This window comes from Xanthomonas sp. WHRI 8932A, assembly GCF_035012785.1.
GTDB lineage: Bacteria > Pseudomonadota > Gammaproteobacteria > Xanthomonadales > Xanthomonadaceae > Xanthomonas.
Window position 1 is genome coordinate 208831 of record NZ_JAYGQQ010000008.1, and the last position, 14472, is coordinate 223302.

At 62.5% G+C, this 14472-nt stretch carries 16 protein-coding genes and 1 tRNA gene; 12 read left to right on the forward strand and 5 right to left on the reverse strand.

What is annotated here, in order from left to right:
- Positions 1-64 precede the first annotated feature (64 nt).
- The 4 genes from VC212_RS14665 (at position 65) to VC212_RS14680 (ending at position 5157) form a co-directional block, all read left to right on the forward strand.
- Entirely contained in the window at positions 65-748 is a 684-nt protein-coding gene (locus VC212_RS14665; protein ID WP_002808458.1) for a response regulator transcription factor, read from the forward strand.
- 74 nt (positions 749-822) lie between these two features.
- The gene (locus VC212_RS14670; protein ID WP_172797239.1) at positions 823-2193 is read left to right on the forward strand and encodes a sensor histidine kinase; all 1371 of its coding nucleotides are present in this window, start codon (positions 823-825) and stop codon (positions 2191-2193) included.
- A 111-nt stretch (positions 2194-2304) separates the two neighbouring features.
- The gene (locus VC212_RS14675) at positions 2305-3906 is read left to right on the forward strand and encodes a DUF1800 domain-containing protein (protein WP_323526255.1); all 1602 of its coding nucleotides are present in this window, start codon (positions 2305-2307) and stop codon (positions 3904-3906) included.
- A gap of 66 nt (positions 3907-3972) precedes the next feature.
- The gene (locus VC212_RS14680) at positions 3973-5157 is read left to right on the forward strand and encodes a DUF1501 domain-containing protein (RefSeq protein WP_323526205.1); all 1185 of its coding nucleotides are present in this window, start codon (positions 3973-3975) and stop codon (positions 5155-5157) included.
- Between the two features lie 252 nt (positions 5158-5409).
- On the opposite strand, the gene VC212_RS14685 is transcribed toward VC212_RS14680, so the two are convergent.
- Together VC212_RS14685 and VC212_RS14690 are read right to left on the reverse strand one after the other, a co-directional pair.
- A complete protein-coding gene (locus VC212_RS14685) occupies positions 5410-6165 on the reverse strand; it encodes a M90 family metallopeptidase (protein WP_323526206.1) in 756 nt (251 codons plus the stop codon).
- An 8-nt stretch (positions 6166-6173) separates the two neighbouring features.
- Complete coding sequence (locus VC212_RS14690; RefSeq protein ID WP_055847189.1) at positions 6174-6488, reverse strand: hypothetical protein; 315 nt, start codon at positions 6486-6488, stop codon at positions 6174-6176.
- Between the two features lie 75 nt (positions 6489-6563).
- Here VC212_RS14690 and birA point away from each other — a divergent pair, with 75 nt between their 5' ends.
- The 7 genes from birA (at position 6564) to VC212_RS14725 (ending at position 12186) form a co-directional block, all read left to right on the forward strand.
- Positions 6564-7544: a bifunctional biotin--[acetyl-CoA-carboxylase] ligase/biotin operon repressor BirA gene (gene birA / locus VC212_RS14695; RefSeq protein WP_323526207.1), complete on the forward strand. Its 981-nt coding sequence runs from the start codon at positions 6564-6566 to the stop codon at positions 7542-7544.
- Positions 7541-8269: a type III pantothenate kinase gene (locus VC212_RS14700; RefSeq protein ID WP_323526208.1), complete on the forward strand. Its 729-nt coding sequence runs from the start codon at positions 7541-7543 to the stop codon at positions 8267-8269. The genes birA and VC212_RS14700 overlap by 4 nt, the downstream gene beginning before the upstream one ends.
- 279 nt (positions 8270-8548) lie before the next feature.
- A complete protein-coding gene (locus VC212_RS14705; RefSeq protein WP_323526210.1) occupies positions 8549-9394 on the forward strand; it encodes an SPOR domain-containing protein in 846 nt (281 codons plus the stop codon).
- 32 nt (positions 9395-9426) lie between these two features.
- Positions 9427-9502 (forward strand) — tRNA-Thr (locus VC212_RS14710).
- 418 nt (positions 9503-9920) lie between these two features.
- Entirely contained in the window at positions 9921-10298 is a 378-nt protein-coding gene (locus tag VC212_RS14715; protein ID WP_323526211.1) for a hypothetical protein, read from the forward strand.
- 278 nt (positions 10299-10576) lie between these two features.
- Positions 10577-11155, forward strand: a complete 579-nt coding sequence (locus VC212_RS14720; RefSeq protein ID WP_153066598.1) for a hypothetical protein — start codon at positions 10577-10579, stop codon at positions 11153-11155.
- 500 nt (positions 11156-11655) lie between these two features.
- A complete protein-coding gene (locus VC212_RS14725) occupies positions 11656-12186 on the forward strand; it encodes a hypothetical protein (RefSeq protein ID WP_323526212.1) in 531 nt (176 codons plus the stop codon).
- Between the two features lie 320 nt (positions 12187-12506).
- On the opposite strand, the gene VC212_RS14730 is transcribed toward VC212_RS14725, so the two are convergent.
- On the reverse strand, positions 12507-12710 hold the full coding sequence (locus VC212_RS14730) for a DUF4224 domain-containing protein (RefSeq protein ID WP_236699216.1): 204 nt from the start codon (positions 12708-12710) through the stop codon (positions 12507-12509).
- 203 nt (positions 12711-12913) lie between these two features.
- On the opposite strand from VC212_RS14730, the gene VC212_RS14735 reads away from it, so the two are divergent.
- Positions 12914-13219, forward strand: a complete 306-nt coding sequence (locus VC212_RS14735; protein ID WP_323526213.1) for an AlpA family transcriptional regulator — start codon at positions 12914-12916, stop codon at positions 13217-13219.
- Between the two features lie 206 nt (positions 13220-13425).
- Here VC212_RS14735 and VC212_RS14740 read toward each other — a convergent pair whose 3' ends face one another.
- The gene (locus tag VC212_RS14740; RefSeq protein ID WP_115514171.1) at positions 13426-13815 is read right to left on the reverse strand and encodes a nuclear transport factor 2 family protein; all 390 of its coding nucleotides are present in this window, start codon (positions 13813-13815) and stop codon (positions 13426-13428) included.
- Positions 13816-13925: 110 nt separating this feature from the next.
- On the reverse strand, positions 13926-14366 hold the full coding sequence (locus tag VC212_RS14745; protein ID WP_323526214.1) for a nuclear transport factor 2 family protein: 441 nt from the start codon (positions 14364-14366) through the stop codon (positions 13926-13928).
- Positions 14367-14472 lie beyond the last annotated feature (106 nt).

Below are 14472 nucleotides of genomic sequence, written 5' to 3' on the forward strand. Positions count from 1 at the left end.
TAGTTCTGCGTTCAGTCTCATAAATTCCCCGGCTGTTGGCCGATAACGTTACTAGGGAGAGTGCATGCGTATTCTTTTGGTCGAAGACGAAGCTCCGCTGCGCGAGACCCTTGCCGCGCGTCTGAAGCGTGAAGGCTTTGCTGTCGACGCTGCACAAGACGGCGAAGAAGGCCTGTACATGGGCCGCGAAGTGCCGTTCGACGTCGGCATCATCGACCTTGGCCTGCCCAAGATGTCGGGCATGGAGCTGATCAAGGCGCTGCGCGACGAAGGCAAGAAATTTCCGGTATTGATCCTGACCGCGCGTTCGAGCTGGCAGGACAAGGTCGAAGGCCTCAAGCAGGGCGCCGACGATTATCTGGTCAAGCCGTTCCATGTCGAAGAGCTGCTGGCTCGCGTCAACGCACTGCTGCGCCGTGCCGCTGGCTGGAGCAAGCCCACGCTGGAATGCGGCCCGGTGGCACTGGATCTGGCGGCGCAGACGGTAAGCGTCAACGGCGCCAACGTCGATCTGACCAGCTATGAGTACAAGGTGCTCGAGTACCTGATGATGCATGCCGGCGAACTGGTCTCCAAGGCCGACCTCACCGAACATATCTATCAGCAGGACTTCGATCGCGACTCCAACGTGCTCGAAGTGTTCATCGGTCGTCTGCGCAAGAAGCTCGACCCGGATGGTGAACTCAAGCCCATCGAGACCGTGCGTGGTCGGGGCTACCGCTTCGCCATCCCGCGTACCGAAGGCTGAGTCCGCGCGTCGGTAAACAGGAAGATCAGGTGCCGGGCCGCTCCAAGTGGTACAGACGTTGGCGGCCGCGCTCCCTGCAGGCCCGCCAGCTGTTGGCCGCCAGCCTCAGCTTGGTGGCCTTTCTGGCGTTGGCGGGCTACGCGCTGGACGTCGCCTTTGCCGATACCGCCGAAAAGAACCTGCGTGAGCGGCTGAAGAACTACGCCTCTGCCTACGCCGCCAACATCGATTTTGTCCGCGACGGTTCGATCTACATCGGCGGGCAACCGCCCGACCCGCGCTTCGATGTGCCCGGTGGCGGTTTGTATGTGGAAGTCGTGCGTCCCGACGAAAGCTGGACCTCGATGTCGGCCGAAGGCCCGAATATTCCGCATGGCCGCATGCTGGAGCCGCGCCAGGAAGAATTCATCGGCCCGTTGGAGATGACCCAGATCGATGGCAGCCTGGGCCAGTTGTATCGCTATGGCCTGGGCGTCAGTTACGTCGAACGCGAACACGGCGGCGAGATTCCTTACACCATCTATGTGATGGAAGATGCGCGCTCGATGGGCGCGCAGCTACGTGTTTTCCGCGGCGCGGTGTGGTTTTACCTCGGCAGTGCCGGCGTGGTGTTGTTGGTGCTGCAGGCGTTCATTCTGCAATGGAGCCTGCGCCCGCTGCGGCGTGTGATCAACGAGCTGACCAAGGTGCAGCGCGGCGAGATTCAGCGCATGAGCGAACAGCATCCACGTGAGCTGGAGCCGCTGACCGACAGCATCAACGCCTTCATCGAGAGCGAGCGCGACAACCTGGAGCGCCAACGCAATACGCTGGCCGATCTGGCGCACAGCCTCAAGACGCCGATCGCGGTGCTGCGCACGCAGCTCGACAGCGGCGCCTCCGAGCACGATCTGCATAAAGAGATGGATGTGCAGCTGCGGCGTATGAACGATCTGGTGTCGTATCAGTTGGCGCGTGCGGCCTCCAGCGGTCACAAGTTGTTTGCCGCGCCCTTGCCGATCGAGCCGTCCGCCGAAGAAATCGTGCGCGGGTTGGAGAAGGTGTATTCGATCAAGGGCGTGCTGTGCGAGTTCGACATTTCGCCGGATGCGCGCTTTCATGGCGAGCCGGGCGATCTGCAGGAGCTGCTCGGCAATCTGCTGGAAAACGGCTTCAAATGGGCGCGCAGCCGGGTGCTGCTGACCGCACAGCCGGGTCCGACCACCGGCAGCCGGCGTGCCGGCCTGATCCTGTCGGTGGAAGACGACGGCCCCGGCATTGCGCCGGAAGATGTCGCCAAGATTCTGCAGCGTGGTGTGCGTGGCGATGAGCGCGTGCAGGGGCATGGCATCGGCATGTCGATCGTGCAGGATCTGATCAAGGCCTACCGCGGTGAACTGCAGGTGGTGCGCTCGCAGGAGCTGGGCGGCGCCCGCTTCGATGTGACCCTGCCTCCGGGGCTGTGACGCGCCTGCGTGTTCGGATGAACCCGTGGGCAATGGCCTTCGCTGCTCCGACAACCGTTTAACGCCTCGAACGTTTGCTTGACCATACTGGTCCGGTTGCAGGTGGTTGCGATGGAGAGCCGCATGATCGAGCGCGTTGCACAGGTCTCTTGCGCGGAAACGCACCCTTCGCCCAGGCGATGGCCGCGCAGGTGGCGCCTTGCGTTGCTGCTTGCCGGCGGTGCGGTTGCCGCCCTCGGCCACGCTGCCGAAGCGCCATTGACGCCGACCCAGACGCGCTGGTTGCAACGTGCCACCTACGGTGTGGATGCCGATGGCGCCGCGCAGTTACAACGGCTTGGCCCTAAGCGCTATGGCGCGCTGCTGCTCCAGCCCAGTGACGATGCTGTGTTACCGGCACCGATACGCGCGCAGCTGCAAGGCTTCGATGCACTGCACACCCCGCTGGAAACCTTGTTGACGCGTTACGAGGCCGACAAGATCCGGTTGCAGGCCATGCCCGACGGCGATGAGAAAGTCGCCTTGCGCAAGGACTGGCAAGCGCGCGGCGGACAGATGCTCACCCAGGCGCGTCAGGCGCAATTACTGCGCGCGGTGTACGCGCCGGATCAGCTACGCGAGCAGTTGGTGTGGTTCTGGCTCAATCACTTCAGCGTGTATGGCGACAAAGGCCGCGTGAAGTGGATGGCCGCCGATTACATGGAAAACGCGATCCGCCCTAACGCCACCGGCAAGTTTGCGGATCTTGTTATGGCCACGCTGCAAAGCCCGGCGATGCTCGAGTATCTGGACAACGCCAAGAACGCCAAGGGCAAGGTCAACGAAAACTACGCGCGCGAACTGATGGAACTGCACACTCTCGGCGTGCATGGGGGCTACACCCAGCAGGACGTGCAGCAGCTGGCGTTGATCCTCACCGGCGCGGGCCTGGTGCCGATCAAGGCCGCAGGTGCGCCGCCCGTGCCAGCACCCGTGCGTGGCCAGCCGCAGGTGGTGCGCAAGGGAGTGTTCGAATTCAATCCAGCGCGCCATCAACCCGGCGACAAGATGCTGCTGGGTCAGCAGATTGCCGGCGGTGGGCTGGATGAAATCGAACGTGCCGTGCAACTGTTGGTGCGCCAGCCGGCATGTGCGCGCTTCGTCTCGCAGCGCATGGCCGAGTACTTCGTCAGCGACACGCCGCCGCCGGCACTGGTCGCGCGCATGGCCAGCACCTTCCAGCGCAGCGATGGCGATATCGCCAAGGTCATGCAGACCATGGTGAATTCTGCAGAGTTTGCACAGGCGCAACCGCGCAAGTTCAAGGACCCCAATCGCTTTGTGGTCTCGGCGATGCGGCTGGCCTATGAAGACCAGCCCGTGATCAATGCCGGCCCGATGGCCAGTTGGGTACAGCAACTGGGCGAGCCGCTGTTCGGGCGCATCACCCCGGACGGGTGGTCGCTGCAATCGCAGGCCTGGACCAGCTCCGGGCAACTGGCGCGCAGGTTCGAGGTGGCGCGCGCGCTGGGCAGCGGGCCCAAGCAATTGTTCCGGCGCGATGGCGACAACGACACGCCGATTCCGCCGCTGACGCGCATCGACACGCGCGCGTCCTATCTCTGGATTGCGCCGTCGCTCGCGACAGGCACGCAGCAGGCGCTGGAGCAGGCGCGCTCGCCGGCGGAATGGAACGGGTTTTTGTTGGCGTCGCCGGACTTCAACTACCGCTGATTCATATCGCTGATTCACCGATGCTGATCACCGAGTGCGATGCAGGCATCGCCGTGGGAGTACACCATGCAACGACGTCAATTTCTGCTTGCTTCTGCCGCCGCCGCGAGTCTGCCTTGGGCCGGTCGCCTGTTTGCCGCTCCGCGCGATAGTGCGCGCCTGCTGGTGGTGTTCTTGCGCGGCGGCTACGACAGCAACAATCTATTGGTGCCGCATGGCAGCGATTTTTATTACCAGTCGCGGCCTACGCTGGCGATTGCGCGGCCGGATCCGGCCAATCCCGACAGCGCCATCGCGCTGGACGCGCAATGGGGTCTCAACCCGGTGATGCGCGATGCCTTGCTGCCGTTGTGGCAACGCAATCAACTGGCGTTCGTACCGTTTGCCGGCACCGATGATGTGTCGCGCAGCCACTTCGAAACCCAGGACGATATCGAATCCGGGCAAGCCGGTAAGCACCGCGACTATCGTTCCGGGTTCATGGCGCGGCTGTCGGGTGTTCTCAGTGGCGTGCCGGCGATTGCCTTCACCGATTCGTTGCCGCTGACCTTCCAAGGCGGCGGCGATCTGCCCAACGTCTCGCTGCGGGGTATCGGCAAGGGCGGGCTGGATGCGCGTCAGTCGCAGATCCTGTCGCAGATGTACGACGCCACGCCATTGGCGGCGGCGGCGCGCGAAGGACTTGCGTTGCGCCAGCAGGTTACCGCGCAGTTACGCGAGGAGATGGAGCAGGCCGGCCGTGGCGCCGCCAGCGCACGTACGTTTGCCGATGAAACCCGGCGCATGGCGAGCTTGATGCGCGAGCGGTATCGGCTGGGATTTGTGGATGTTGGCGGTTGGGACACGCACGCCAATCAGGGCAGCGTGGCAGGCGGGCTGGCCAACAACTTGCGCAATCTCGGCGAAGGGCTGGCCGCGTATGCCGATGCCTTGGGCCCGGCCTGGAACGACACCGTGGTGGTGGTGATTTCCGAATTCGGTCGCACCTTCCGCGAGAACGGCAGCAAGGGGACCGATCACGGGCATGGCACCACGTACTGGGTGCTGGGCGGCGGCGTGCGCGGCGGTCGCATCGCCGGCGAGCAGGTTGCGGTGGACCAAGCGCATCTGCTGCAGAACCGCGATTACCCGGTGCTTAGCAATTACCGCAGTTTGTTTGGTGGCGTGTTGCAGCGCTTGTGGGGTTTGTCGCCGACGCAGCTGGAACGCGTGTTTCCAGGCGCGACGCCGCGCGATCTTGGATTGGTGTAAGCGGCCTGTTGTGTTGGTGTCGGGCCACTCAGCGTAGTGCGCGGTATCTGCACCTGCCCATCCGCGCGCTGCATCTTCCTGCACTGCTACGTGCGCGTGGCGACGACGGTGAGAGGCAAGCAGTTCGCCGCATCGTGGCGCCAACGTTAACCGTGCGCACACGCCCAAACACGATCAGATTCACGCGACCGACGCGATGCAAACTGCGTCGCGCATGCATTCAAACCATCACGCAATGATCGCGCAGCGCCATCAACGTGACGCCTGCGACGCGAACGGCGACGGCCCGTACACGCTGACCAGATGCGCGGCGACCTCCGGCATCACCCGCTGCAGCACCTGCGGCGCCGAGAAGTGATATTCGCTGACCACGGCGAAGAATTCTTCCGGAGCCTCTGCTGCATACGGGTCGATCTCGGTGTCCTGGCCGGCATCCACGCGTTGGCAGAACGCAGCGAAGGCGTGCTGAAAATCGCGCGCCCAGCGGCGTTGCCGATCGCGCGGCAGTGGTGGCGTGCCGTCGAGCGCACCGTCCAGTGCATCGAGCTTGTGCGCCATCTCGTGCACGATCACGTTGCAGCCGGCCTGCGGGTCGTCCAGGTCTGCTTGCACATCGGCCCAGCTGACGATCAACGGACCTTGTTCCCAGGCCTCGCCGATCAAGGTGTCGTCCCAGGCATGCATTACGCCGGCCGCATCCATCTGGGTGCGCTGCACGCGGAAGGCGTCCGGGTACACGATCAATTGCGACCAGCCGCGCCATCCCGCTGCGCCGATTTCCAGCAGCGGCAGGCAGCAGGTGGCAGCCAGCAACACGTGGTCGTGCGGCTGCAGCTGCAATCCATCGACCGGCGAAATGGTTTTTTGGTCCAGGAACTGCGCGGTCAGCGCACGTAGACGTTGCCGGCGTTGCGCATCGAGCGCAGCAACCCAGGCGCAGCGGTCACACACCGGCTGCCAAAGCGCATCAGGAATCTCAAGCGGCGGCCAGCGCAGCCAGCGCGTCACCCACTGGATCAGCGGAACATGCCCGGCAGAAAACTGTGCCAGCGCGGCATCATGCGCATGCGGGGGAACAAGCTGTCGCCATCGCTGCCACCACCGCCGGTTGCCGGCGCAGGCTTGTGTTGCGGCGCGCGCGCCGGTGCTGCCGCGTCGCCATTTGGGGTTCTGCCGCGTGCGGCCGAGTTGGTGCTGACGCAGCTCTCATGATCGCCGTCGACCAACTGGTCCGATGCCAGTGCGGCAAGCGGAGCCAACAAGAACAGCAGGCAAACAGTGAGTCGGCGCATCGTCCACATCCAGGGCAAGCGGCGTGAGTCGCCGATCATAACGCGGTTTTCACTCCCTCACGCAAGCCGCGCTGGGCGGCCGCGAAGGCTTGGCGCATACTTTCGCGGATCGATTTGGGAACCGTTGCCGTGGATGACCGCGCGTTGCTGGCCAAACTTGCGAGCGGCCGGCTGTCCGGCGATGCGTTGGCGCGCGATGCCGGGTTGACCCGTGCCGCCGTGTGGAAGCGCATCCAGAATTTGCGTGCTGCCGGTGTCGATATCGACGGACGGGCAGGCGACGGCTACCGCCTGGCCGCGCCGCTGGACCTGCTGGATGCCGCGCGGATTCGTGCCGCCATGGCAACCGACGCGGTGGCGGGCCTGACCACGCTGGAGGTGGCCTGGACACTGGAATCCACCAACACCACGCTGCTGGCGCGCCCGGCACCGGAACACGGCATGTCTGTGTTGCTGGCCGAGCGTCAGACCGGCGGGCGCGGTCGCCGCGGCCGTCAGTGGACCTCGCCGCTGGCCGCGCATATTTATCTGTCGGCATCGCGCCGCTTCAGCGGTGGGTTGGGTCAACTGGCCGGGCTGAGCCTGGCGGTGGGCGTGGCCGTGGCAGAAGCCCTGCGCGGTTGCGGGTTTGCCGATGTCGGTCTGAAGTGGCCCAACGACCTGCTGGCGCGCGAGCGCAAACTGGGCGGTCTGTTGATCGAAGGCGGCGGCGAAATGGCCGGCAATGCGCGTGCGGTGATCGGGCTGGGCTTGAACGTGCACATGCCGCCGGCCGCCGCCGCGACGATCGATCAACCATGGGTGGATCTGGACACCCTGGCCGGGCGCGCGGTGTCGCGCGACAGCGTGGCGGCAGCGGTGCTGTCCAGCCTGCTGCCGGCACTGGATCTGTTCGAAGCGCAGGGGTTGGCGCCGTTTCTGGCGCGCTACGCGGCGCTGGATGTGCTGAGCGGGCGCACCGTGCAGGTTGAAGAAGGCGGCACCCTGCATCGTGGGGTGGCGCTTGGCCTGGCCGCCGATGGTGCATTGCGTGTGCAACTGGGCGAAACGGTGCGCCTGTTCCACTCCGGAGAAGTCAGCGTGAGACCTGCATGAGCGAGTGGTTGTTCGACCTGGGAAATTCGCGCTTCAAGTACGCCCCGCTGCACGGCAACCGCGCCGGCGACGTGCAGGCGTGGGCGCACGGTGCCGAGGCGATGGATGCGGCTGCGTTATCGGCGTTGCCGTCCGGGCGCATTGCGCACGTGGCCAGCGTGGCGGCGCCCGCATTGACGCAGCGGATGATCGCCTGCCTGCAGGAGCGTTTCGAGCAGGTCCGCATCGTGCGGACCGCAGCCGAATGCGCCGGCATCCGCATCGCCTATGCCGACCCGAGCCGCTTTGGGGTAGATCGTTTTCTGGCCTTGCTGGGTGCGCGTGGCGACGCACCGGTGCTGGTGGCCGGGGTGGGCACTGCGCTGACCATCGATGTACTCGGTGCTGATGGGCAACACCATGGCGGGCGGATCGCCGCCTCGCCCACCACCATGCGCGAAGCGCTGCATGCGCGTGCGGTGCAGTTGCCGGCCAGCGGTGGAGAGTATGTCGAGCTGGCCAACGACACCGACGATGCCTTGACCTCCGGCTGCGACGGCGCGGCGGTGGGGCTGATCGAGCGCAGCCTGCACCACGCGCAGCGCAGCCTTGGCGTGCCGGTGCGGCTGCTGGTGCACGGCGGCGGCGCGCCACCGCTGCTGCCGTTGTTGCCCGATGCCAGCTTTCGCGCGGCCTTGGTGCTGGATGGACTGGCGACCTGGGCGATGCATTCGTCCTCGCCGTAGAGCGTCTTGTGCGGATTGGACGAGAGGCATTGGCCGCCGGCGGTGTGGAGCGGATGCGCTGTGGCGCCGGTTGGGCTGGCTTCGACATTCGGCAGCGGTGTGCTCGGCACACCGGCGTTGTAGAGCCTAGGCAGAGCTGCCTGGTGCACGCGCTGCCGAAGGCCAATGCACGGAAACGACCATCGGGGGCGCCGAGACTGCGTTGCGCGCCTTGTCCCGTCACGGTACCGGACGCTTCGCACTCCCCCCAAGCCACATGACAGGCTCTAAAATCGGCGCATGTACGTACGCGCGCTCATCGTTGTCCTGATCATCCTCAATGCCGGGGTGGCACTGTGGTGGGCGTTGCAGCCACCGTCGGCGCCGCCGGCCGCACCACCGCAACCGCCCGGTGTTGCCCGATTGGACGTGCTGCCGATGTTGCCGACCAAGGCGACAGCAGCGGTGCCGCGTCCCGAAGTCACAGCCGCTGCAACGGTTGCATCCAATGCGCCGGCCACTGCGCCGACTGCAGCAACGACGCCAGTGCCGAAGCCAGTGCCAGCGGTGGTCGAGACAGCACCCCGTCCGGCCGAGCCTGCAGCGGCAGCGAAGGCCGCTTCCCCATCGGTTGATGAAGCCGCCGCCGCCGCAACGCCTGCAGCAGTGCCGTCGCCGGCGCCGCCGGTCGCCCCGGAGCGCTGTGTCAGCGTCGGGCCGTATGCGGCACGCAGCGATGCCGATGCTGCGCTGGCGCGCGTCCGCGGCCAGGCTAGCCGCGCTAGCGTGCGCGAGGACGCCGATGCCGGGATCAGCACGTTCCGGGTGATGTTGCCCAACGTGGGCGACCGCGCCACGGCGCAGGCCTTGGTCAAACGCATTGCTGCCGCCGGCATCGGCGACTATTACGTGATTGCCCAGGGCGAAGACAACACTGTTGCGCTGGGGCAGTACCAGAGCCGCGAGCGCGCCGAGCGGCGTCAGGCCAGTCTGGTGAGCGCGGGCTTTCCCGCGCAGTTGGTGCCCAGCGGCAGCGGCCAATCGCGCTGGTGGGTCGATATGCGCAGTACGGCGACGGCCGCTGCGTTGCAGAGCGCCGCAGGCGCAACGCGGCAACGATCGCTAGATTGCTCCGCGCTGCGCTAGAATGCGCACCGGCGCGCAACGCGCCTGCCTTTGCCGGCATAGCTCAGTTGGTAGAGCAACCGCCTTGTAAGCGGTAGGTCCCCAGTTCGAATCCGGGTGCCGGCACCACGAAGGCCTTTCCGCAAAGCCCCGGTCGCCCGGAAACGCCCATGTAGTAAGGGTTTCGTCGGGTCGGTGTAAAACTTGGGCGCCCGGTATCACAACGGTTCGTCACTACCACTCCCCAGAAATTCCCCATACGATGCGGTCATGGCCAGCATCCAACGAACAGGCAATAAGTGCCGCGTGCAGGTCTACATCGACGGCGTGCGTGACTCGACCAAGAAGGCAGCGCGTTAGGAGGCTGCTCAATGGGCATTGGAGCGCGAGACCGAACTGCGCGTGGCACAAAACTGCCCGACAAGACTTTCGATGAAGCCATGAAACGCTATGAGGCGGAAGTTGCGACGCGTGCTGGATCGCGGTGGCGGTCGGCAAGTTGCGCGGAGGCCGGCACGTAAATGTCGGTACATGCCGCAACTACATCTTGCTCGACTACTCGACCACCTCGTTCCAGACGCCGCCGATGGCGCTAAACCCGGCGATCACGCTGCTGGCTACGCCTGCGCAGCAGACGATCAACCTCACGCTATTCATTCCTCCGACGGCATCGGTGGTGGAGCTCAAGGTCAGCAACCTGTCCAACCTCACGGCCTACATCGGCCGGCCGGCGATGGGCACGCTATCCCGCACCAATCGGCCGATCAACGTGGCACCAAACAATAACCTCACGTTCCGGCTGCGCTTGGACAGCGATCAGTCCATGACTATGCTCGCTTCGACCACTGGCCTGCTCGGCGGCGTCGTATCGTTGGCCGCCGGCAACGTGGTCGTCGAGCTCGTGGGTTATTTCTTCGACCGGTAAGGCTTCCCCGATACTTTGGCGTGGCACAGCCCGACATGTGAAATCCCATATCGCTGCCAATCTAACTCTGCCGGTTGCGGTGCCAAGATGGCTGCTCACACCGCGTGGCGCTTGAGTAGCGTCGAGCCGGCACTCACTTTGATAGATCGTTGCCGGACTCAGCCGCATGTGGGTATTCCCTGACGGAACTGTGAGGTTTAGACCTAAGCTTTAGGGCCCAACCGCTGCGACATACTCTCGCCTCCGAAAATTCTTCGGATTACAAGGAGCGTGCAGTGGTGTTGAAGAAAATTGCGTTTGCAGCGATGGCGCTGTCGGGAGCTTTCATTGGTGCGGCACACGCCGGTGAGCAACTCGTGCCGGAAATTCCGCGACAGTATGAGAGTCTGAAGCTCGACACCCGCACATCTGCAGCCGCGCTTGCGGTACCTCCGGATGTGCAGCTGATCTCGATGTATCGCCTCATTTGGCCGCAAGAGCGGGACCGCATCACCAGTCACGAACTTCCGACGGGCGGCAATGTGAAGCGCTGGAAGGTCGAGGGCATAATGGGTTACGCGAGCTTCGTTCCGTTCGCTGGCTCGCATGCGGTTTACAGTTGCTTTGTGCTCGGAACAAAGACGGATAAGGCCGAGCATTTCAGCTCGACGGACCCTAATTGCGAAGGTCAGGGGAAAAATACCTATCAGTACATCTTGGGCTGGGTTGCCAATACGCAGCTTGAGGGCACCACGCCGCTCTACCGCTGTGACTATCCGGCATGGGATGACCACTTCGATAGCGTTGACCCGACCTGCGAAGGCTGGGACAAGGTGGGTGCAATCAATAACTACGTTCTAGGCTACATCTGGTACTGAGGAAATCCGGCGCGCTGCAGCTGAGCAGCGCGCTGGATAATTGGATTTCCCTGTTGTTATGGCCCGTGACTACTTTCCCTCGATATAGCGTTTCAAGACGTCGTGAATTGTGGCGACATTGTCAATGTGGCCGATGAGCTATGTTTCATCTAAATAACACCACCAAGGCGACCCAATCTCTTGGACTTTTGTAGTTAGGGCCGAGTAGTCCCTGCCATTATTTTTGAAGTGGTAACTCGCCATATATCTACACAGTAGATCCTATGTACTTTGCGGCAGTATGCGTTAAAAATGCTTCGAAAACTGAAGTCGGTACAACCCAGGTGTGCGGCATGTAAGCTCAATGATCGACTTAAGCGCAAGACAGCTTCGTCTGCTTTCTGCAACTTTGATGCAACACGATTTCTAAATTTTTACTTTGAGACGAATTGTCGGGTATGCCCCGTAGCTTTTGCTATTTCTATTGCGAAAACATTATCGGAGGCGACATGAGTGCTGTAATGAGCGAAGTTGAAGGTGATAAGTTCATCAATTCATGCAGCTGTCGCGTATGGGCAATTGATGGTTGGGAGGACGAAGCAATATCTAGTGCGTTCAACAACAGCATTGCAACCCTGGGTACGAGACTTTCACTTACTTCTTCAGCAAAGAAAAAATCGTTCGATGAGAAGGTTGCTTTTTTTCTGACGTTGCAGAGAAGTCCTCCTGCGAAGCACAACAAGCAATGCATTGTCTATGGTGTGTTTGATTCGAATGACGACGTCACGCCAACCCACATGTGGTTGGAGTACGACGGCTACATTTACGACACGGTGCCGGGCGATCCTCTCTGTAGAAAAAAAGCAGGTCCCCGCAATCGATACCACCCCGGGTGCGAACCTCACGTTCAGCCAAAGGAGATGGTCGGAGCGGCGCCGACTTATCTTACAAAGCGACAATCCCGGGTGCTGAAGGCAGCGGATGAAAGCTGGAAGGCTTATGGGCGGGGCATCTCCACCTACATTCCAGAGAATCAAGTTGTGAGGGGGTAGTTGCTGAGCCGATATTGGCTTGGAGTCATCTTCTTCTTCCCTTCGGAAGTCCTACGCGATTACGGTCCCGCCACGCCGACACTTCTCCCGCAACCCAAGTTGTCTGACGCATTGTTAGGCGAACCGAGAAGTCAGGCCGGCAAGCGACGCGCTCAAGCACCGTCCTGGGTGCCATTCTTAGCAATTGCCCGACCGCCTCCGCATTGATGGTTCGAAGTTCCCAAGGCACCTCACTGGGTGTGTCGTTCATTTAAGCCCCCTCCGCTCCGGCAATGTTTGTTACGCAGTGCTGTTCAAGGCTGCCTTCGGTGGTTCCTGCCCTAGCCCTTATTGGGCGTCCAGACTTGTATAGCCGGAGGACGGAGGGCGGATTGCTCAACTGCAGATCGCAGGGCGACAGGCCATCCATGCGCATCAAGGTAATGCCGGATCACGTTCCGGCGCAGGAAACATGCCTGAGGCGCCCTTTGCGGACTGCGGCAAAGCTCTTTCACCTCATCCCGGGATAGGCACAGTTTCGACACTACTTGTCGCCTCTATCCAGTTGAGGCCGATTACAGCACAGAACACAATCTGCATCTGCTCTGCGGGCAAGTGAATTGAAATCGCGCAGTCGTCTCGTAATCGCATCCCCTGCGACAGCGTTCTTTAGTCTCGGGTCATGAGCTATCACCATAGACAAAGCAGCCCCTCGCGACCTGGCCTGCCGTACGAGCAGTTCGCAGGATTGATTGATCTGATCGGTGAAGCCGTTGCGGCGAAAATCGTGGCCCAGATCCAGCCAAGTCTGTCGGCTTCACTGTCGTCCATTGAGCGTCAGCAATACGTGCCGCCTGTATCTGATGGAAGGCCTCGCCTATTGCGCATTGCGCAGGTCAAGGACCGGGTAGGCATGTCCCAGACCACCATCTACGACCGAATCAAGAAGGGCACATTCCCCAGGCCGGTGCCGCTGGACACGTTGGTCGCCTGGCTGGAGTCTGAGATTGACGAGTGGATTGCCGCGCGCGTAGCCGATCGCTCTGACGCGTAGCAAAGCTGAGATCGCTGACGGCGACCGCCAGGAGTGCCTGGATTCTGGGTAGCCACACGGCCCGGATCGCGGGCGGTGACTTAGCAGAAATTCCCTGGACTGCCCGGAAACCATTGCAGGACAAGGGAGTTCGAATCCGGGTGCCGGCACCATGAAGGCCTTTCCGCTGTATCCCGGAAAGGCCCGCCCGCTGCCGGGCTTGGCGATCAGCTTCCCCAGAATGCGTCTTCCTGAACTTGATCGGCCGAGAACAACCGGACTTCGACGATCTTGCCGTCTTCGATGCGCAGCAGATCCACGCCGGCCTGCTTGAGCGTGACGCCGTTGGCCTGGCCGGAAAATTCCAGCGTGATGGCCACCCAGTCGCCGCTGGCCATGTAGTCATCGGCACGGCTGATGGCGAAGGTGCCGTTGGAGACCTCCATCATCTTGCCCAGCATCGGCCCGACGACTGCCATGCCGCGGTGGGTGCCGGAGAACTGATGGTTGCCGGGCTGGTGCCAGATCACGTCGGGCGAAATGAGGCTGCCCAGCGTTGCGTGGTCGCCGGTCTGGACCGAGGTGATGTAGGACTTGGCAATGTCGATGTTGTTCATGGTGTTTTCCTTGGTTGGTTGAAATGTCAGCGTGTAAGGCCTGCAGGCGCGGGTGCCTGGTTGGCCGATCTTTAGTGGGAGTGAAGCGCGGTGCGGTCAGCGGTGATAGGTCAGGACATCAGGCTTTGCTGGGCGCCGGGATGTAACGTGATCGACCAATTGACGTGCACGACGCGCCAGCGTCCTTCGATGTAGCGGAAGACCTGTGTCGAATTCCAGGGAGTACCCGGCTTCTCACCGCCCTGGCCGTCGCCGAGGATGTTCTGCAGGTTGTAGTGCAACACAGCCATGTCGCGGTTATCGCTGACCATTACCACCGGCTGGATGTAGTCGTTGCGCAGGATCTTGAGCTTGCCCTCGAACACTTTGCGAAAGTAGGCCTCCACCGCCGCATGACCGTCCAGACGCAGCGCGGTCAGGGGGTCGAAATACGACACGTCGTCGCTGTAGACCTCCAGTGCGCCATCGACGTCGCCCTTGTTCCAGCGTTCGTTGATGCCGTTGTCCACGGCCAGAATGGCCTGGGTGATCTGTTCGATATCGGTCTGCATCGTCTGTCTTCTCAGGAAAGTAGGGGGCGTGCTGTGGGAGTGATTATTGGACTTGATTCGCCGACGCGAGCGGTCCAAAGTGGACGGCTAATGATCATTTCCGGAC